Consider the following 18,659-nt stretch of genomic DNA (forward strand, 5'->3'; position numbering starts at 1 on the left):
CAGGTGCCAAAAAGCGCCGGGGGAATCTCACCCTTTGTCACGAAAAACCGCAAAAATCCGATCTTTTGCAATGGCCTTTTCACGTCCGCGCAACACATCTTGATCTGGATCATATGGTGGTAATTGCGGCCATTAAAGCTGATATAGTTGCCCGCAGACAGAATAATTCGTCCCCAGAAAGGCCTACCTTGTTCCGCACGCGCACCTGCATCGCTTCGCCATCGTGGCGCCAGATGGCGCGCCGGTGGGCCATATGCATGCTCATGGCGGCCGGCGCGCTCACCGCCACCGGCGCGGACGCGGCGGAAAAAGTGACGATCCAGCTCAAGTGGCAGCACCAGTTCCAGTTCGCCGGCTACTACGCGGCGCAGGACCAAGGCTACTACCGCGACGCCGGCCTCGAGGTGACGCTGCTCGAAGCGACCCCGGGCAACGACCCGGTGCAGGCCGTGGCCGAGGGCCGCGCCCAGTACGGCGTGGGCAACACCACGCTGTTGCTGGCGCGCGCGCTGGGCCAGCCGGTGGTGGTGCTGGCGTCGGTGTTCCAGCACTCCGGCGCGGCGCTGCTGGTGCGCCTGGGCTCCGATGGCAAGCCCCGTCCCTGGCCCGGCAGCCGCATCATGATGGCGCCCAACAACGAGGAACTGACCGCCTACCTGAAAAAGACCGGGGTCCGTTACGACAGCATGTACCAGCTGGCCCACACCTACAACTTCGACGACCTGATTGCTGGCCGGGTGGATGCGATGTCGTTCTACACCACCCAGGCGCCGTTCGCGCTCGAACGCAGCGGGGTGCCGTTCGAGGTGCGCTCGCCGCGCAGCGCCGGCCTCGATTTCTACGGCGACGTGCTGTACACCACCGAAAGCGAGCTGCGCGAACATCCGGCGCGCGCCGAGGCGCTGCGCCAGGCCACCCTGCGCGGCTGGCATTACGCCATGGCCCATCCGGCCGAAATGGCCGACCTGATACGCGCGCGTTATCCCGCGCGCCGCAGCCGCGAACAACTGGTGTACGAGGCCGCGCAAATGGTGCCGCTGCTGCAACAGGACTTGGTGGAACTGGGCTACAGCAATCCGGACCGCTGGCAAACCATTGCCCGGGCCTACCGGGAACAGGGCATGCTCCCGGCGGACTTCCGTCTCGACGGCTTTTTGTACCAGCCGCGCGGGGTGCACCCGCTGCTGCGCTACGGCTTGCCGATCCTCGGGGCCCTCCTCCTGCTTGCTGCGGCCATCGCCGTCTGGCGCCTGCGCCGCCAGGCACAGGCGCTGCGGCGGGCGCGCCTGGAGCTGGCGCGCTCCGAGAGCATGGCCAGCCTGGCGCTGGAAGGCTCGGGTGAAGGCGTGTGGGAGTGGCAGATGGACACCGGCCAACTGGTCCTGTCGGCGCGCTCGCGCGAACTGCTGGGACAGGATGAACATTACCCGTCCGCCATCGAACAATGGCGCGCCGACATCCATCCCGACGATATGGCGCGCGTGGACCGCAACGTGGCCGAATACCTGGCGGCCATAAGCGAGCACAACGCCCGGTTCATCGTCGAGCACCGCATGCGCTGCCGCGACGGCAGCTGGAAGTGGCTGCTGGCGCGCGGCATTGTCGTCGAACGCGCCGCCGACGGCCGCCCGCTGCGCGCCATGGGTACGTTTGCCGACATTACCGAGCGCGCCAACGACGAGGAGGCGCGCCTGTGCGCGGTGATCGACGCCACGCCCGGCGCCATGCTGATCGCCGACAAGGGCGGGCGGGTGCGTTACGCCAATCCGGTCTGCGCACGCAGCTTCGGCATCGAGGGCAGCCTGGCCGGGCACAGCATGGACCAGCTGGCGCCCGACAGCATGCGCAGCACCGGGCGCGCACGCGAGCTGTTCGCCCGCCCCGGCCTGCCGGGCCGGGTAATGAACGCCCACCGCGCCGACGGCAGCACCTTCCCCGCCATGGTGCACCTGGCGCCGCTGGACCTGGGCGGCCAGCACCTGGTGGTCGTGACCCTGCGCGACATGACCCAGCGCCAGCGCGCCGAAGAAGCCATGCACGCCAGCTCCGAACGCTATCGCCTGATCGTGCAGACCGCCGCCGAAGGCATCTGGATGACCGACGCCGACGACCGCACCACTTTCGTCAATCCCACCATGGCGGCCATGCTGGGCGTGGACGTGGACCAGGTGATGGGCCACGGCATGACCGAGTTCATGGACGACGCCGGCCGCCTGCTGCTCAAGCAGCACCTGCAGCGCCACCTGGCGGGCGAAGCAGTCCAGGGCGACATCCGCCTGCGCCGCGCCGACGGCAGCGCGTTGTGGTGCCTGCTCTCGACCACTGTCATCAGCTCCGACGCCGGCCATTACGCGGGCACGCTGGCCATGCTCACCGATATCACCGCGCGCCGCTCCGCCGAGAATGCGCTGCGCCTGACCGGCCAGCGGCTCGCATCGATTTTCAACGCGGTCACCAACGGCCTGGTGATGGTCGATGGCGGCGGCGCCATCCTGGAGAGCAATGCCGCCGCCGCGCGCATGCTGGCGTACGCGATGGAACTGGAGCAGCGCGGCGAATGCGACGGCTTGTGGTGCGGCGTGCGCGAGGATGGCAGCACTTTCGATCGCGTCAGCCACCCGGTGCGCCTGGCCATCGTCACCGGCCTGCCAGTACGCGACGTTGTGATGGGCATCACTCAGCCCGACGGCGCCATGCGCTGGCTGTCGATCAACGCCGAACCGATTCTTGATCCCACCGGCGCCGTGCCGCTGGTGGTGGTGAGCCTGACCGACATCAGCGACCGCAAGCGCGGCGCCGACGAGCTGCGCGAATGGAACGAACACCTCGAGGAACGGGTGCTGATGCGCACCCGCGAGCTGGAACAGGCGCGCCACCAGGCCGAGGAAGCGAGCCAGTACAAGGGCCAGTTCCTGGCCCACATGAGCCATGAGATCCGCACCCCGATGAACGGCGTGATCGGCATGGCCTACCTGGCCCTCAAGACCGACCTCGATCCGCGCCAGCGCGACTACCTGGAAAAGATCCGCTTTGCCGGCGAACACCTGCTGGGCATCATCGACGACATCCTCGACATTTCGAAGATCGAGGCCGGCAAGCTCGATATCGAGCAGGTCGATTTCGCGCTCGACCACGTGATCCAGACCCTGACCACGGTGGTGGCGCCCAAAGCGGTCAGCCGCGAACTGGAACTGGTGTTCGAACTCGATCCGGCGTTGCCGCGCGTGCTGCGCGGCGATCCGCTGCGCCTGGGGCAAGTGCTGATCAACTACACCAACAACGCCATCAAGTTCAGCGAAAAGGGCCGCATCGAGGTGCGCGTGCGCCAGGTGGTGGCCGACGCCAGCAGTTGCCTGCTGCGCTTTGAAGTGAGCGACTGCGGCATCGGCCTCTCCGAGCCGGAAATCGACCGCCTGTTCCAGTCGTTCCAGCAGGCCGACACCTCCACCACGCGCGAGCATGGCGGCACCGGCCTCGGACTGGCCATCTGCAAACAGCTGGCGCAACTGATGGGCGGCGAGGTGGGCGTGCGCAGCGAACCGGGCGTGGGCAGCACGTTCTGGTTCACCGCGCGGCTGGGCATTTCCGACGCCAGCGTGCCGCAGGTGATCGAGCGGGTGCAGGATGCCGCCGCCGAACTGCTGGCCTCCACCCAGACCGCCGCCGTCATCACCACGCTCAAGGACGCCCGCATCCTGCTGGTGGAGGACAACACGTTCAACCAGCAGATCGCGCTGGAGATGCTGGAAGACGTGGGCTCGTCGGTGTGCCTGGCGGCCAACGGCCAGGAAGCGCTCGACCTGCTGCGCCAGACCGCATTCGATTGCGTGCTGATGGACGTGCAGATGCCGCTGATGGACGGCCTGGAGGCGACCCGCCGCATCCGCGCCGATCCGCGCCTGAACGGCCTGCGGGTGCTGGCCATGACCGCCACCGCCACCAGCGAGGACCGCGCCCGCTGCATCGCCGCCGGCATGGACGACTTCATCTCCAAGCCGATCCAGCCGGCGCTGATGTACCGCACCATCGCCAGCTGGCTGCCGGTGCAGCGCCTGGGCGTCGCGCCCGAGCGCGAGCGGCCCGCCGTACGCCCCGCCTTCAAGCCCACCCTGGCCGGCGACCCGGCCGTGATCGACCTGTCGATCCTGGCCAAGCTGCTCGGCTACCACCCGGAAAAGGTGCGCAAGTTCGCCTTCAAGTTCCTGCACAATGCCCAGGAGGGACTGTCGGCGATGGAAGTGGCAATAAAGCGCGGCGACCTGGCGCAGGTGCGCGAACTGGGCCACCGGCTCAAGTCGCCGGCGCGCACGGTGGGGGCGCTGGGCATGGGCGAAATGTTCGCCAGCCTGGAACTGCTGCCTGCAAGCGCCAGCGACGCCGTCAACCTGGCCACCGCCCGCGCCAGCCTGGCCAGGCTATGGCCGCTGCTGGAACAGATTACCGAGCAGATTATGAATAACACCACGTTTGCCGACGAAAATTGACGTCAAAACTCAATCTCCGCACATTTATAAAAAATGGGTTATGATTTGATCCATTCCCGCCTGCCGACCCTTGTTGCCTTCCCTATTCCAGACATTGAATTCGCGCACATAGTCGCCATGTATTCTCTGTAACTGGCTTAACGGCAACACTGGCATCATCCCCAGGCGTTATTGATCCCACACCTCGATTGAGGAAAATATGAGCGAAAATATCAAACACATCACCGATACTTCTTTTGATGCCGACGTGCTGAAATCCGACCGCCCAGTGCTGGTCGACTTCTGGGCCGAATGGTGCGGTCCTTGCAAGAGCATCGCCCCGATCCTGGAAGAAGTCGCCAAGGAATACGACGGCAAGATCACCATCGCCAAGATGGACGTCGATTCGAACCAGGCAGTGCCTGCCAAATTCGGTATCCGTGGTATTCCTACCCTGATCCTGTTCAAGAACGGCGTGCCAGCGGCACAAAAAGTCGGCGCCATGGCCAAAGGTCAGTTGACTAGTTTCATCGACAGCAATATCTAAGTAAGATAGTATTGCGGACAGACGGCTGATTCTGCGCCCGCAGAAACAGCCGCCTCAGATCCGGAAAACAGCGTACGGCCCGACCGCAACGCGTTTTATATAAATAAACAGACAACACCACGCAGTTCCCTCCCCTACCTTTACTTTCCCGTCACGGGACACTCAACACATATGCATCTATCTGAATTAAAGGCCTTACACGTCTCGGCGTTGCTGGAGATGGCCATCGGTCTTGATATCGACAACGCGGCCCGCCTGCGCAAGCAGGAGCTGATGTTCGCGATCCTGAAAAAGCGCGCCAAATCCGGCGAACAGATTTTCGGCGACGGCGCCCTCGAAGTGCTGCCGGACGGCTTCGGCTTCCTGCGCTCGCCCGACGCCAGCTACATGGCCTCGACCGACGACATCTATATCTCGCCATCGCAAATCCGCCGCTTCAACCTGCACACCGGCGATTCGATCGAAGGCGAAGTGCGCACCCCGAAAGACGGCGAACGTTATTTCGCGCTGGTCAAGGTAGACAAGGTCAACGGCGAATCGCCGGAAGCCTCGAAACACCGCATACTGTTTGAGAACCTGACGCCGCTGCACCCGAACGAGCCGCTGCGCCTCGAGCGCGACATCAACGGCACCGAGAACATCACCGGCCGTATCGTCGACCTGATCGCGCCGATCGGCAAGGGGCAGCGCGGCCTGCTGGTGGCGTCGCCGAAGTCCGGTAAATCCGTGATGCTGCAGCACATCGCCCACGCGATCACCTCGAACCACCCCGACGTTACCCTGATCGTGCTGCTGATCGACGAACGTCCGGAAGAAGTGACCGAGATGCAACGCTCGGTACGCGGCGAAGTGGTCGCCTCGACCTTCGACGAACCGGCCACCCGCCACGTGCAGGTTGCCGAGATGGTGCTGGAAAAAGCCAAGCGCCTGGTCGAAATGAAAAAAGACGTGGTGATCCTGCTCGACTCGATCACCCGCCTGGCCCGCGCCTACAACACCGTGATCCCGGCCTCGGGCAAGGTGCTGACCGGTGGTGTGGACGCCAACGCGCTGCAACGCCCGAAACGCTTCTTCGGCGCTGCCCGTAACATCGAAGAAGGCGGTTCGCTGACCATCATCGCCACCGCGCTGATCGAAACCGGCTCGCGCATGGACGACGTGATCTACGAAGAATTCAAGGGTACCGGCAACATGGAGGTGCACCTGGAGCGCCGCCTGGCCGAGAAACGCGTGTACCCGGCGATCAACCTGAACAAATCGGGCACCCGCCGCGAAGAACTCTTGATCAAGCCGGACCAGCTGCAAAAAATCTGGATCCTGCGCAAGCTGCTGTACTCGATGGACGAGATCGAAGCGATGGAGTTCATCCTCGACAAGATGCGCGCCACGAAGACCAATACCGAGTTCTTCGACATGATGCGCAGAGGCGGTTAATTACCTCCGCCCCGACAGGCAACCCGAGTGGTTGCCTGTGTCCGTATACCGCTGTATAATCGGCGGTTGCACTATTTTTAATCACTGGCAAGTGATCAGCAATCGGGTCGAGAAGCAGTACAGACCGACGAAGTGCTGTTTGGCTACCAAACTCACCGAGGCTTCAAAATGAAAGCAAATACCCATCCAGATTACCGCGAAGTTGTTTTCCACGACCTGTCGTGCGACTTCAAATTCGTTACCCGTTCGACCATCGCCACCCGCGAAACGATCAATCACGAAGGTAAAGACTACCCTCTGATCAAGATCGAGGTGTCGGCTGAATCGCACCCGTTCTACACCGGCAAACACAAAATCGTCGACACCGCTGGCCGCGTCGAGAAGTTCCGTCAGAAATTCGGTACCGTCGGTTCGAAAACCGCTGTCGCGGCAGGTTAATTCCCCCCGCTTCGATGAAAAAAGCAGCCTCTGGCTGCTTTTTTTATTTGTGGCTCCCTGCCGGGCGCCCGGTTTTCCTTCATACTCCCGTCTACCTCAATTTGCACTCTGATCGATGAAGCCAGTCCGTCTTCCCGCCGCCGCCACGCTGGCCCTGCCGCGCCTGGCCCTGTTTGCCCTGGGCCTGCTCTATATTCTGCCCGGACTGATTGGCCGCGAGCCGTGGAAGAACGACGACGCCGCCAGCTTCGGCATCATGTGGACCATGGCGCACGGCACCTGGCAAGACTGGCTGGTACCGAATATCGCCGGCCTGGCAATTCCCGACGACGGCCCGCTGGCATTCTGGATCGGTGCGCTCGGCATCAAGCTGTTCGGCTGGCTGCTGGGCGATGTGCTGGCCGCCAGGGTCGGCACGGTGGCCATCTTCCTGTTCGGCGTACTGTCGCTGTGGTACGCCACCTTCAACCTCGGCCGGCGCCAGGATGCGCAGCCGCTGCGCCTCGCCTTCGGCGGCCAGCCCGAACCTGACGATTTCGGCCGCACCCTGGCCGATGCCGCCGTCCTGATCTACCTCGGCTGCCTCGGTTTGCTGGTCCACAGCCACGAAACCACGGCCGACGCGCTGCGCGTCTCGCTCACCGCCTTCATGTTGTACCGTACCGTGCGCTACGTGGAAGCGCCGTCGCTACGCAACGCGGCGCTTAGCGGCCTGGCCATCGGCCTGCTCACGCTCACCCATGGCTGGGTAACGCCGGTGTGCTTCATGCTGGCCGTGTTCGCCTGTACGCGCCTGCTGGCCCAGCCCGTGGGCCGCGCGCTGCGCGACCTGGGCCTGGCGTTCCTGGTGGCTGCCGCCGTGACTGCAATCTGGATCTTGCCAGCGCACTTGCTGCAACCATATCACCAGCACCCGGTGCAGAACTGGAGCGCGCTGCACCTGGCGCAGTTCGGCTTGCCGACCGTGGTGGCCTATAAATTCTTCTTCCGCGTGGGCGTGTGGTTCTTCTGGCCGGCCTGGCCGTTTGCCGGCTGGGCCATCTGGGCCTGGCGCCGCCAGCGCCTGGCGCTGCACATCGTGGTGCCGCTGGCGTTCGTCACCATGGGCGCCATCATGGCGCTGTGCGCCACCGCGCCCGAACAGGGACAACTATTGATCCTGCTGCCGCCGCTGGCGGTCATGGCTGCCTTTGGCTTGCTCACCATGAAGCGCGGCGCCATCAACGCCATCGACTGGTTCTCGGTAATGGCGCTGACCTTGTGCGCAGCCGTGATCTGGATCTTCTGGTTCGCCAAGCTGACCGGCTGGCCGGCGCAGGCGGCCAAGAACGCCCTGAAACTGGTGCCGGGCTTTACGCCGGAAGTGGGCGCGGTCGCGTTCCCGGTGGCAGCGATTGCCACTGCCGGCTGGTTCGCGCTGGTGCACTGGCGCGTGGCGCGCCGGCCGACCGTGCTGTGGCGCGCCGTGGTGCTGTCGTCGGGCGGCTTGATCCTGATCTGGATTTTGCTGATGACGCTGTTCCTGCCCGATCTCAACTACAGCAAGAGCTACGCCGGCGTGGCGCGCCAGATCGCCCAGAAGCTGCCGCCAAGCGCGGACTGCATCGAAACCAATGTAGGACCGGCGCAGCGCGCCTCGTTCGCCTACTATGCGCAACTGCCGTTCACCGGCGTCGAAGGCGGGCGTTGCAGCCTGTTGCTGCTGCAGGAAAGCACGCGCGCACGCGACAACCGCGACGTCGCGCCGCACCATCGCGGCAAGCAGTGGATTTTATTGTGGGAAGGCCGGCGTCCGGCCGATCGGGATGAGCGTTTCCGCCTGTATCGGCGCGCTGACTGACTACTTGGCCAGGATCGGCGGAACCGCCGATCCTGCGCGCCGTCTCAACGGCGTGCTACGACCATGGTGTTGGCCGGCAAGACCTGCGCCATCGGCAGTTTCTCGAAATTGCTGATGCCCACTTCGTCGCCATAGTCGCGGAACACGATGCGGGCGCCTTCTTCGCTGATGAATTCTTTATTCGATACAGGTATGACCCGGACGCGACGGCCTTTGTCCACCTGGGTATACAAGCGATTGCCGCTCTGGGTAAAACGCACGATCTGGCCATTGGTCAGCCGGTAAGCGTTGGTGTAATCGGCCAGCTCGCTGGGCGAAACATAAAAGCTGCTGCTCACTTTTACTTGCGGAATATTTTCCTGGAGTTGCTGGGCGTGGACGGCAGGCACGGCGGAAAAAGCGAGGGCGGCGGCGAGGGCGATCAGTGTGGTTTTCATGGTGAGCTCCGTAAGTGGTTGAGGCAATCAAGGGGTTTCGACATCACCGCTGTGCTTCTTGTTTGCAGCGGCTGATGTAAGCACCTTAACAAGCCCGGACCATAAAATCCGGCGTTTGCGACCAGCCGCCAATCCGCCGGTATCAACTGCAAAATCGCGCGATGAATGGACGCTGTCTGAAAATTCCAGGCAATGTCGACAAGTTGATAACGCCAGCGGCGCACAACGCGCCGAAATACTTGCAAGCCCTGCCACGAAAGGCGCCGTTGCTGTTGCGAGCGCCATTTTTTTTCGCCGCAGTGCGATACAAACGCCGGTAAGCCAGCTATAGTGCTGAACAGGACGAGTTGCCGCAGGGCATGTTATTTTCATAATATCCGTCCAGAAACGCAATTCCGGCTGCGCCACACCGCGCGCCGGCCCTTGGCGGCCTCGGCTGCTGCGCCCTACCCCCGCGCCCAGCCCGACACCAGCTGCCCACACTGGATAGCGCCCACATGTTTACACTGCATAAGCTTCAAACTGCCTTACGAAACAACTACGTCCGTATCGCCCTGCTGATCGTCGCGATCGGCATCGCGGTCATCGTCGGCTGGCGCAAGGAAGTGCCGCAAGATACGAGCCCGCTGCTGCGCACCCAGGACATTTCCGTCATCACGGCGCTGGCCGGCCAGCGCAACAAGCTCGAGTACCTGCTGATCGCCGCACCGCTGTCGGAGGCGCCGCGCTACATCATCAAGCTCAAGGACGACCCGCTGCTGCGCGTGGTGAAAGTGCCCAGCACCTCGCACCTGAGCCTGGAGCGCGAAGTCCTGCTGCGTAATAACATTCCCTACGCCATTGCCCGTGAAGACTACCTGGCGTCGCACAAGGCCGTGCTGGTGGACGAGGAAGACAGCGCCATGGCGCGCGCCGGCGGCTTCCTCAAGCGCCACGCGATCGACATCCTGCTGGTGTGCGTGGTGCTGTTCCTGCTGCGCCACGGCCTGCCCGGCACCGGCGTCAACGCCACCGTGCTCACCCCCGACCAGCTGACTGGCAGCATGGACGACCTGATCGGCATGGAAGACATCAAGCAGGAAGTACTGCACCTGGAAGACATGATCCGCAACCGTGCCGTCTACCGCGAGCACGACATCGACAAGCCGTTCAACGTGATGCTGACCGGCCCGGCCGGTACCGGCAAGACCAAGCTGGCCGGCTACCTGGCCAAGCGGCTCGACATCCCGCTGATCCAGGCCTCGGGCTCGGCGCTGGAGTCGGGCTATATCGGCGGCGGCTCCAAGGCGCTGCACGCGCTGCACCGCAAGGCATGCGCGCGTGGCAGCTGCATCATTTTCCTCGACGAAGCGCAAGGCTTGTTCATGCCGCGCGGCCGCGGCGAAAAGAAATGGGAAGACGACACCGCCAACACCCTGCTCGGTCTGCTCGACGGCGTGCGCAGCGACAAGGGCGCCGGCGTGATCTGGGTAGTGGCGTCCAATTTCGACGACGCTTCGACCAAGATGGACGAAGCGATGCTGCGCCGCTTCTCGGTCAAGATCAACTTCCGCCTGCCCAACAAGAACGAACGCAGCGAACTGCTGCGCTCGTTCCTGGCGCGCAAGGCTGACGGCTGCGTCGATTGGGATCATCTCAAGCTTGACCACGTGGCCGAGATCACTGCCAACCTCAGCCCGGCGTTGTTGCAAACGGTGGTCGAGCGCGCCAGCATGATCGCCATCCAGGAAAACAAGGTCATCGATACCGACCTGATGTTCCGCGCCTTCGAGCGCGCCACCATCGGCCTCACCGACCGTGCCACCACCGCCGAGAAGACGCGCCAGCGCGAGCGCGTGGCGTTGCACGAACTCGGCCACTTCTTCATGCAGATCGACCCGTGGCTGCGCGAAGGCATGACCCTGGCGGAAGTGAAAGAGCGCTCGCCGTTCCTCAAGATCAGCACCGAATCGGTCTCCAAGCTGGGCGCGCTCGGCTACGTGCTGTCGGCCTCGGACGACGTGGCGCTGCGCACGCTGGAAGAGCTCGAGCGCGACGTGATCCAGCTGTACGGCGGCGTCGCGGCGGAAGAACTTTTCTACGGCGCGCGCGGCATCTCGGTGGGCAGCCAGAACGATATCCAGAAGGCCACGTCGATGCTCGACATGATGGTGAACCAGCTCTCGATGTACTCGCGTTCCAAGCTCGACTACACGCAGTTCAAGCACAAGGATACCGACCTCGACCAGGTACAAGCCAAGTCGGACGAACTGTACACCTACACGCTGCAGGCAATCGCCGACTACCGCGAGCAGATCCTGGAGCTGAAGGACGTGTTGATGGACCAGTACGTATTGTCGAAGGACGCCATCTTCGACCTGCTGGAAGAGCAACAGCAACGCCTGGTCCGCCAACCCGCCCTGGTTGCGCTTGGCTGATCAGTAAAATTTCCAGTCACGAGTCTTGCGGCTGGGGGGCAAATCAGTGATAATGTACCTCGCATTGCATGCAGGCCTGCCTTGGTGGTGGAACTGGTAGACGCAGCGGACTCAAAATCCGCCGCCGAAAGGCGTGCCGGTTCGATTCCGGCCCGAGGCACCATTAGGTCGTAAGCAAGCGCATCAGTAACAGTCAAAAACCCGCCCATCTCCTATGACGGCGGGTTTTTTTATGGCTCTGTCCGTCTCCCATTGAATCGCAGTCACTTTGACTTTTGACGGTATATTTCACGGTAGCTTTGCTAACGTGATCGCGTATACCGTCACAAAGGGAGGCTGCGATGAGTCTGACAGACACCTTCATCAGGAAGGTCAATTCCATCAAGAAAACCGGCGACAAGTACACGGACGTGGACGGCATGTACCTGCTGGTGACCCCGACCGGGAAATATTGGCGGCTTGACTATCGGCACCTGGGCAAGCGCAAAACCTTAGTGGGACCACTTCGTTTTGAAAATAGTCCTATTTCAGATTGCTGTCGTGACCTGCGAGACAGAGTGATATTTTATGCATATTTTTCAAATGCAAGATGATATCCTTACGGCATCTCGACTTTCGGCCAGAAGCAGATATCGACCCATCACATGAGCAATTGATGATGACTATGGATTTCCAATTTTCTTATGTTGATAATTGGCTCATCGCCCCTGGTGCTTTCTGGGTCCATGTGCCGGTGTTGGCAAGCCCGGAACGTTTGAACCACCGGCCCCCACTGAGGTTCTTCATAAAGGTTATGCACTGCTACAGGTTGATTTCCAGTCGGCCACACTTGTCTTCAGCTCTGCAGCTCAGTTAGAGCATTACATTGATATATTGTCTCGAAAGTTACTGCCGACCACCCGTCAGCTGTCTGTGCAAAGAACCAATAATGCTGGAGCAAATGGGCACTGGCTGAGCAAACTACCAAGTAATTTGAAGACTCCTAGGGCGCGTTCCGAGTTGGTTCGTACGTTAAAGGCGGCCCGAAACTTCGCTACCTCAAGCGCTCCGAGCGGATGGTTTTCCAGATGAGCCGCCGACACCTATCGGCCATCAGCACACCTAAAGGGCGAGGTCGCACAATTTTCATGAAACGTTGGAGATAAAATGTCTGTCGGGTCGCGCCCATTCCTCATGCTTGCTTCGCTCTCATTGGCATTGGCATCGATACTATGTCCATCGATCGCGCTAGCGTGTAAAGATCGAATCTATCCGACGACGTTTCCTGCCGTAGAGCTTCAAGCTTATGAGCATGTGTATGTGATTCGGGTGGACCAATTGATTTATGCAGCTTCGTCGGGAGAAGGCCGATATGCCAAGCCTTTCAGCTTCGGGGGAAAAGTCATTCGTGTAATCAAAGGAACGAAGCATGCAGGCGACGTAATTCGCGGAGCCACCAGCACCGGTGAGGAAGCTCATGCGCGCTGCCCAATTTCTTTGGAGTCTGGGAAGACATATTTGTTGATGCTCAATGGCAGCGGATTGACCTATACATTGCCGCGCTACGGATCGCTCTACGTCGCGTCTGACAGGCCCGAGTTTAAAAGCTATCTCTCTGACCTGACAAAGAAATCGCGATAGATGCTGCATGAAGTCCCGATTCGGTCAACAGCGGCCATCTTGCAAGTCGAGTAAATGATGCCATTCATGCTACTAAAAGATCCATATCGTTGGAGGAAGTTTGGTTATCGGCTACGGGAGCGATTCGGGCGAATTTTTCGCCACGCGATTTTTACCGCGATTGAACGTGGAGCTGATGAAGAAGCGCTTCGCCTTGGTAGTCAGCGTGTCCTGATGCGAGCACGCGACGAATGGGGCAGGAGTCCACTCGTCGCCTCCATCAACAAATGCAGGCCAATGCTGGTACATGAATTCATCCGACGCGGAGGCATGCGACCAGGTGACGGCTCGCTCGCCCATGCATCAATCGCGGGGGATATTGCGGCCGTCCGGATGCTGCTTGCTGCCAACAAGGATCCAGACGAGTCCCTTCCTCCTGCCGACACACATGACAATCGCTACACGCCTCTCATGTGGGCAGCGAGTCGAAGGTTTGTTCCAATTGTCCAGGCACTACTTGAAGCAGCGGCTGATGTTAACGGGGGGGGGGCGCTGACGGCACTACGGCAATCATGTGCACCCTCAGAGCAGAGCCGGCCGACTTGGAAGTACTCGACATGCTTTGCCGCTACAAGGCCGACGTGACTGTGACGGATTGGCGTGGTCGAAACATCATCCATGAGGCCCGCGATAGAGCACGCTGTTCGGGAAAGCCCGAGATGCAAAAAATTCTCGGACGGTACTATCCAAACATCAATTTTGACTAGTCGGGAATGCGGACCTTTTCTTGGACTGGTTTACATCGTTAAACCCAAGCTTCCACGATACTCGATCGGGCTCAGATAGCCAAGAGAGCTCTTGATGCGCTTTTCGTTGTACCAGCGAATGTATTTATCGAGCACCTCCACGAACTGACGTCGAGGAAGTCACCAATTATCTGCAAGCGTTTCGACTGGTGCGCAAAAATATGCGCGATGAACATGGCTTGCCGCTCAGCGTGCGGCTGCTGTGCAATGCGCATCGACTGCCGCTCAGCGTGCGGCTGCTGTGCGATGCGCATCGACTGCTGCTCAGCGGCACACGCGGTGCGAGCAAATAGCCGGGAGAGATACGGCGGTCGCAAAACTGGATCGGCGGCAGCCGTCCAGGCAATGCGGCGTTTGTATCACCGCCTCCGGAACACTTGGCTGTGCTCCGGCAAAAACTCGCAACCAGTTTCCCGACTGCCAATGCCGCAGTCAAGTCACTGGTCGCTTTAGGTATCGTGGAAGAGCGCAGCGGGCAACGCAAGAATCGGGTGTTCAGCTACCAGCGCTACATCGATATCCTGTCCCAATAACATTGCCAATCTGTAATGAGGCATTTGTTGACGCCCCTGAACCAACTACCTAGCATGGATTGCAATTGCGGCAACCCGCCCGCATACCACCGGACCTTTCCATGCGAATTTCCCACCTCCCGCGCCAGCTGGCACAGATTGCTGCCGCCTGTCTGCTGACTTTTGCCGCCTCGGCAGCGAGCAGCGCCGCTGTTCCCGCTGTTGCCACCTCGGCTACCACGCCCCCGGAGGATACGGTTCCCCCAAACACGCCGCCGACGTCGCAAGCGGATGTGGACAAGATCGTTGCCTACGCAAACAAGCATGGCGTGCAAACGCCCACCGGCTGGATGGCAATGCATTTGCCCAGTATCAGGGGGCATATTCAAACAGCGGACACCGACGATGTGGTCCAGCTGATGTACAACGACGAGCAGAAGCTGGCCGGTGCAGTGATGGTCACTTTTACGCCCGGCGGCGGCTACGCCGGCATCCTGAAAACCTTCGGCTATGAAGACAGCGACGCCAACCCGCCACGCCTGTCGATAATCCAACCGGGCGACTACCTGCCGGCCTGCCATCCTGGCAACCCGTGCGAGAAAGTGCATATCGCCCAGCAGGCAGTTGGTCTATGCTTCGGCGAAGCGTCGTGCCGGATCCTCTATTTCGAAGGCAGGGAACTGCGCGACATCGTCATGACCGATTAACAGCGAGGCAGCGGGCCCGACCATGCATAGTGCATGGTGCGACTGCGAACAGACCGCCCCACCACCCCGGACTATGCTGCGATTTTTACCTCCGGGAGCTGTCATGGGATTCGATCTGGGAAGTTTATTGCAACAACATGCCGGCCACGTCACTGCCGCCGATCCCGACGGCGTGGCGCAAGCCTTCAAACATATCGTCGGCGAACAATCGCAATCGTCGGTCGCCCAGGGCATTGCCCGGGCCTTCCTGTCCGACGACACGCCGCCGTTTGCGCAAATGGTCAGCCAGCTGTTCTTCCGCAGCGACAGCGGCCTGCGCACCGAACTGCTGAACTTGCTGCTGGACAATGTCAGCCCGACCATGTTGTCCGCGCTGGCCGGCAGCGTCGGTACGCTGTTTACCGAGAATGGCCATCCGCATCTTTCCACAGAGCAAATCGCCGATATCACGCCGCCGCAGGTTGCCGAAATCGCCGTTGTGGCGCAGCAACACAACCCTGGCATTGTGGAACGGATAGCAACGCTGTTTGCACGGCATCCGAACATCTTTAACGGACTCGACAGCGACACCCTTAAAGTGGCGCTCGGCTCTATGGCACAGCAGCGTTAAGTGCTGCCAGCCAGGCTGATCAACCGAGCTCCAGCGTAAGGTGCGCCGCGTGTAAACTGTCTGAAATATAATAAAAATGATACAAAAGTTGCTGTAAGTTTCATCGGATTTCAAGCAGTATACAAACTTTGACCATCGGCATTAGTCGAATCACAACTTACATTGGAGGTCTCAGATGGCTGTTTCGTTTAAATCCGCATTAATGCCGTTGGCAATGGCCGTAGCCCTGTCGTTCAGCGCAGTTGGCACCGCTTCGGCCGATGCGCTCACCGAAAACTTCGACAACGGCGTACCGTTGGGTTGGACAACTGTCAATAACAGCGCTCCGACCGGTTTCACCAGCTGGACTACGGGCAGCACCAACGTATTCGGCGCCCACGATGGTGCGGCCGATTCCTATGTTTCGTCCAACTACAATGCAGTGCTGGGCTTGGGTACCATCAGCGACTGGCTGATCCTGCCAACGTCAACGTACCGCAACGGCGATACGCTGTCGTTCTTCACCCGCACCGACGCAAACTCGTCATTCCCGGACAACCTGGAAGTTCGTTTCAGCACGGTCGGCGGTGTCGATGTCGGCAACACTGCAACCAGCGTCGGCACCTTTGACACCTTGCTGCTGACCATCAACCCAGCGCAAAACGAAGGCGGCTACCCGGAATTCTGGACCCAGTACAGCGTCTCGCTGAGCGGCCTGACCGGCGACACCACCGGCGCGTTCGCCTTGCGCTACGTACTGACCGATGCTGGCATTAATGGCAACAACGGCAACTACATCGGCATCGACAGCCTCGACATCACTTCCACGCCGCTGGCAGCCGTGCCGGAAATGGAAACCTACCTGATGATGGCTGCCGGCCTGGGCCTGATCGGCTGGATGCGCAAGCGCAAGTCGCGCGCTGTCCAGGCGTAACAGCAAGCGTAAGTTACTCTGGGTGCCAGTCGAGCACCCGCACCGGCTGGGCCGCCACGGCGGCCTGGCCTTCTCCATCGACTTGCTGGACGTCCTGCACAAACAGGCTCAGCACGCCGCTCCGGCGCCACCACTCCGTATCGAAACTCGGTTCCCATGAACCCACCGACGCTACCGTCAGGTCGCTGACCTGCCATTTGCCGTCCGCGATATCCGTGGTGCGCGCCACCGATACCTTGCTGCCGCGCTCCTCGTCGCGAAACACGAGTACCGCGCCAGGCCGCTTGTCGTCCAGGCTGACCATGATTTGCGGCCGCGCGATCGGAATCCGCTTGGTGCCCTGCCCGCTCAGGGAAAACGCCGTCCGGCGAAAGCCGAGATTGCGCATCTGCCAGCCTTTGGCGTCGCGGTACACCACGCGGTACTGCGGCACCGTCGAACCGGCGTCGCGCCAGTAGCTGGCAATGTAGGGCCTGCCACCGGCATCGGCTGCCATCGAGGTTTGGTTGATCAACTCGCTGTTTTGCGGGATGCGCAGCGCGTATTCGGCGCTGGCCGCGCGGATCGGCAATGCATACGGCTTGCCGGTGGACGTTTCCCACGTGACGCCGCCGTCGCGCGAACGTGCATAGGCCAGGTCGTGGTTGCTGGCCACGTCCGGCGATTCGCGCCATACCCACGACACGTGCAAGGTGCCCTGGTGGTCGAGAAACGCCTGCCAGTAGGCGTTGCGCTTGCCCTCGCCCGTGATCAGGTTCGTGTGCAGCCGGGTCCAGGTGGCGCTGGCCGGGTCGTAGCGGTTGATCACCAGATCGCCCCGGCCCGAGCCGCCCAGGCGGTAGAAGAACAGCAGTCGGCCATCAGGCAGGCGGTAAAACTCGGGGTATGAGACGGTGTCTTCGTCCTGGCCCACCATCGACTGCTTCGGCCCCAGTTCGAGCGACCCCGGCTGCACGCCGCGCGCATAGCGCAGCGCGTTATTGTGGTGGTCCCACGCCACGTGCAGGATGCCGGCGCCGTCGAGCATCAGGCTGATGGCGTTGTGGGCATCGGCAGCGTTGCCCTGGTATTGGGTGCGATGCACGGTCCAGTGCGCGTCACCGAGCTTGCGCTTGCCCAGCACCAGGTAGCGTTCGGCGTCGTAGTAGCCGACGTACTGGTAGTCGCGGTCGGACACCAGCGAATTCTTGCGAAACACCACGGCGTTGACGGAATTATTGGCCCAGCCCGGGCCGACCAGCGTCTCCACGGGCGCCGCTGTGACAACGGTGACAACACTGGCGGCCAATATGCCCGCCAGCAGATATTTATCAATCAAATCAATACCATACATGCAACATGTCTCCTCTGATACTCTTATTTCTGCACGGGAAATATGCGATAATATCCAACCTGCGTATCCGACCACGCCGCCCATTTTTTCAACCCATGAGCACCGACAGTTTCGACCCCGCCCTGCATGCCGATCCCCTGCAATTCTGGGAACAGCGCGTCAAGGCAACCCGCTGGATGATTACCAAGACCGTTTTGCTGGGCGTGTTCGCCGGGGTGCTGGGCATACTCGGGCAAGGGTGGCTGGAACGCGCCGCACCGCTGTTTCCCATTATCAGCCAGAACTATGGCGTGTGGCAGCTGTGCTACCTGCTGGCGCTAATACTCATCTTCGTGATCTGGGCGCTGGCCATGCGCCAGAAAATGGCGCTGCTGGAAAACAGCAAGCAAGGCATGCATACCCAGCAGCGTATTGCTCAGCACAACGCGCGCCGCAAGCAGGCGGCAGCCGAAGCGCGCCAGCGCCGGGCCGAACAGGAGAAGGCACGTGCGCTGGAACTGGCTGCCAAACAGGGCGCCAAAAGCAAAAAATTCGACTACTGACCGGCTACTCACCGAGTAGCAATTGAGTAGTCTCAGCACCAGATTCAGAGCCGCCGCGCAA

At 61.2% G+C, this 18,659-nt stretch carries 16 protein-coding genes, 1 tRNA gene and 1 pseudogene; 14 read left to right on the forward strand and 4 right to left on the reverse strand.

Annotation, left to right across the window (positions count from 1 at the left end):
* The first annotated feature begins 257 nt into the window (after positions 1–257).
* The 5 genes from ASF04_RS02790 to ASF04_RS02810 all read left to right on the forward strand — a co-directional run bounded on the left by ASF04_RS02790 (position 258) and on the right by ASF04_RS02810 (position 8,722).
* A complete protein-coding gene (locus ASF04_RS02790; protein ID WP_229204890.1) occupies positions 258–4,484 on the forward strand; it encodes a PAS domain S-box protein in 4,227 nt (1,408 codons plus the stop codon).
* Positions 4,485–4,683: 199 nt separating this feature from the next.
* Positions 4,684–5,010 carry a thioredoxin TrxA gene (gene trxA, locus ASF04_RS02795; protein WP_019923242.1) on the forward strand — a complete coding sequence of 109 codons (327 nt, stop codon included), beginning with the start codon at positions 4,684–4,686 and terminating at the stop codon, positions 5,008–5,010.
* Positions 5,011–5,181: 171 nt separating this feature from the next.
* Entirely contained in the window at positions 5,182–6,444 is a 1,263-nt protein-coding gene (gene rho, locus ASF04_RS02800) for a transcription termination factor Rho (protein ID WP_026637540.1), read from the forward strand.
* A gap of 168 nt (positions 6,445–6,612) precedes the next feature.
* Positions 6,613–6,882: a type B 50S ribosomal protein L31 gene (locus ASF04_RS02805; protein WP_056137927.1), complete on the forward strand. Its 270-nt coding sequence runs from the start codon at positions 6,613–6,615 to the stop codon at positions 6,880–6,882.
* A gap of 115 nt (positions 6,883–6,997) precedes the next feature.
* Positions 6,998–8,722: a glycosyltransferase family 39 protein gene (locus ASF04_RS02810; protein ID WP_056137929.1), complete on the forward strand. Its 1,725-nt coding sequence runs from the start codon at positions 6,998–7,000 to the stop codon at positions 8,720–8,722.
* 44 nt (positions 8,723–8,766) lie between these two features.
* Here ASF04_RS02810 and ASF04_RS02815 read toward each other — a convergent pair whose 3' ends face one another.
* Both ASF04_RS02815 and ASF04_RS27265 read right to left on the reverse strand, forming a co-directional pair.
* Complete coding sequence (locus tag ASF04_RS02815) at positions 8,767–9,159, reverse strand: hypothetical protein (protein ID WP_056137930.1); 393 nt, start codon at positions 9,157–9,159, stop codon at positions 8,767–8,769.
* Positions 9,160–9,186: 27 nt separating this feature from the next.
* Positions 9,187–9,567 carry a hypothetical protein gene (locus ASF04_RS27265; RefSeq protein ID WP_156368510.1) on the reverse strand — a complete coding sequence of 127 codons (381 nt, stop codon included), beginning with the start codon at positions 9,565–9,567 and terminating at the stop codon, positions 9,187–9,189.
* Between the two features lie 89 nt (positions 9,568–9,656).
* Here ASF04_RS27265 and ASF04_RS02820 point away from each other — a divergent pair, with 89 nt between their 5' ends.
* From ASF04_RS02820 to ASF04_RS28660, 5 genes are all read left to right on the forward strand, one after another.
* Positions 9,657–11,576 (forward strand): AAA family ATPase, encoded by a 1,920-nt coding sequence (locus tag ASF04_RS02820; protein WP_056137932.1) that lies wholly within the window; start codon positions 9,657–9,659, stop codon positions 11,574–11,576.
* Between the two features lie 78 nt (positions 11,577–11,654).
* Positions 11,655–11,739, forward strand: a tRNA-Leu gene (locus ASF04_RS02825).
* Between the two features lie 178 nt (positions 11,740–11,917).
* Positions 11,918–12,169, forward strand: coding sequence for an Arm DNA-binding domain-containing protein (locus tag ASF04_RS27270; RefSeq protein ID WP_156368511.1), 252 nt, complete (start codon positions 11,918–11,920; stop codon positions 12,167–12,169).
* Positions 12,170–12,722: 553 nt separating this feature from the next.
* Positions 12,723–13,196 carry a hypothetical protein gene (locus ASF04_RS27275; RefSeq protein WP_156368512.1) on the forward strand — a complete coding sequence of 158 codons (474 nt, stop codon included), beginning with the start codon at positions 12,723–12,725 and terminating at the stop codon, positions 13,194–13,196.
* Between the two features lie 309 nt (positions 13,197–13,505).
* A complete protein-coding gene (locus ASF04_RS28660; protein ID WP_373922120.1) occupies positions 13,506–13,820 on the forward strand; it encodes an ankyrin repeat domain-containing protein in 315 nt (104 codons plus the stop codon).
* A gap of 152 nt (positions 13,821–13,972) precedes the next feature.
* On the opposite strand, the pseudogene ASF04_RS26465 reads toward ASF04_RS28660, so the two are convergent.
* Positions 13,973–14,089: pseudogene (locus ASF04_RS26465) on the reverse strand (IS3 family transposase); the annotation flags it as partial.
* Positions 14,090–14,615: 526 nt separating this feature from the next.
* On the opposite strand from ASF04_RS26465, the gene ASF04_RS02830 reads away from it, so the two are divergent.
* The 3 genes from ASF04_RS02830 to ASF04_RS02840 all read left to right on the forward strand — a co-directional run bounded on the left by ASF04_RS02830 (position 14,616) and on the right by ASF04_RS02840 (position 16,723).
* Positions 14,616–15,200: a hypothetical protein gene (locus ASF04_RS02830; RefSeq protein WP_156368513.1), complete on the forward strand. Its 585-nt coding sequence runs from the start codon at positions 14,616–14,618 to the stop codon at positions 15,198–15,200.
* A gap of 103 nt (positions 15,201–15,303) precedes the next feature.
* On the forward strand, positions 15,304–15,810 hold the full coding sequence (locus tag ASF04_RS02835; RefSeq protein WP_229204891.1) for a hypothetical protein: 507 nt from the start codon (positions 15,304–15,306) through the stop codon (positions 15,808–15,810).
* A 214-nt stretch (positions 15,811–16,024) separates the two neighbouring features.
* Positions 16,025–16,723 (forward strand): choice-of-anchor J domain-containing protein, encoded by a 699-nt coding sequence (locus ASF04_RS02840; RefSeq protein ID WP_229204892.1) that lies wholly within the window; start codon positions 16,025–16,027, stop codon positions 16,721–16,723.
* Positions 16,724–16,736: 13 nt separating this feature from the next.
* Here ASF04_RS02840 and ASF04_RS02845 read toward each other — a convergent pair whose 3' ends face one another.
* Positions 16,737–18,056 (reverse strand): BNR repeat-containing protein, encoded by a 1,320-nt coding sequence (locus ASF04_RS02845; RefSeq protein WP_056137941.1) that lies wholly within the window; start codon positions 18,054–18,056, stop codon positions 16,737–16,739.
* A 95-nt stretch (positions 18,057–18,151) separates the two neighbouring features.
* Between ASF04_RS02845 and ASF04_RS02850 the strand changes: the two genes are divergently transcribed.
* Entirely contained in the window at positions 18,152–18,598 is a 447-nt protein-coding gene (locus tag ASF04_RS02850; RefSeq protein WP_056137944.1) for a hypothetical protein, read from the forward strand.
* Positions 18,599–18,659 lie beyond the last annotated feature (61 nt).

Origin of the sequence: Duganella sp. Leaf61 (assembly GCF_001421905.1) — a bacterium.
In the GTDB taxonomy this organism is placed as follows: domain Bacteria; phylum Pseudomonadota; class Gammaproteobacteria; order Burkholderiales; family Burkholderiaceae_D; genus Rugamonas; species Rugamonas zoogloeoides.

Excerpts from the sequence above, each read along its gene's own strand:
- ASF04_RS02790 (WP_229204890.1), top strand. The coding sequence starts at position 258 with ATGCTCATGGCGGCCGGCGCGCTCACCGCCACCGGCGCGGACGCGGCG.
- trxA (WP_019923242.1), top strand. The coding sequence starts at position 4,684 with ATGAGCGAAAATATCAAACACATCACCGATACTTCTTTTGATGCCGAC.
- rho (WP_026637540.1), top strand. The coding sequence starts at position 5,182 with ATGCATCTATCTGAATTAAAGGCCTTACACGTCTCGGCGTTGCTGGAG.
- ASF04_RS02805 (WP_056137927.1), top strand. The coding sequence starts at position 6,613 with ATGAAAGCAAATACCCATCCAGATTACCGCGAAGTTGTTTTCCACGAC.
- ASF04_RS02810 (WP_056137929.1), top strand. The coding sequence starts at position 6,998 with ATGAAGCCAGTCCGTCTTCCCGCCGCCGCCACGCTGGCCCTGCCGCGC.
- ASF04_RS02815 (WP_056137930.1), bottom strand. The coding sequence starts at position 9,159 with ATGAAAACCACACTGATCGCCCTCGCCGCCGCCCTCGCTTTTTCCGCC.
- ASF04_RS02820 (WP_056137932.1), top strand. The coding sequence starts at position 9,657 with ATGTTTACACTGCATAAGCTTCAAACTGCCTTACGAAACAACTACGTC.
- ASF04_RS27270 (WP_156368511.1), top strand. The coding sequence starts at position 11,918 with ATGAGTCTGACAGACACCTTCATCAGGAAGGTCAATTCCATCAAGAAA.
- ASF04_RS27275 (WP_156368512.1), top strand. The coding sequence starts at position 12,723 with ATGTCTGTCGGGTCGCGCCCATTCCTCATGCTTGCTTCGCTCTCATTG.
- ASF04_RS28660 (WP_373922120.1), top strand. The coding sequence starts at position 13,506 with ATGCGACCAGGTGACGGCTCGCTCGCCCATGCATCAATCGCGGGGGAT.
- ASF04_RS02830 (WP_156368513.1), top strand. The coding sequence starts at position 14,616 with ATGCGAATTTCCCACCTCCCGCGCCAGCTGGCACAGATTGCTGCCGCC.
- ASF04_RS02835 (WP_229204891.1), top strand. The coding sequence starts at position 15,304 with ATGGGATTCGATCTGGGAAGTTTATTGCAACAACATGCCGGCCACGTC.
- ASF04_RS02840 (WP_229204892.1), top strand. The coding sequence starts at position 16,025 with ATGGCCGTAGCCCTGTCGTTCAGCGCAGTTGGCACCGCTTCGGCCGAT.
- ASF04_RS02845 (WP_056137941.1), bottom strand. The coding sequence starts at position 18,056 with ATGTATGGTATTGATTTGATTGATAAATATCTGCTGGCGGGCATATTG.
- ASF04_RS02850 (WP_056137944.1), top strand. The coding sequence starts at position 18,152 with ATGAGCACCGACAGTTTCGACCCCGCCCTGCATGCCGATCCCCTGCAA.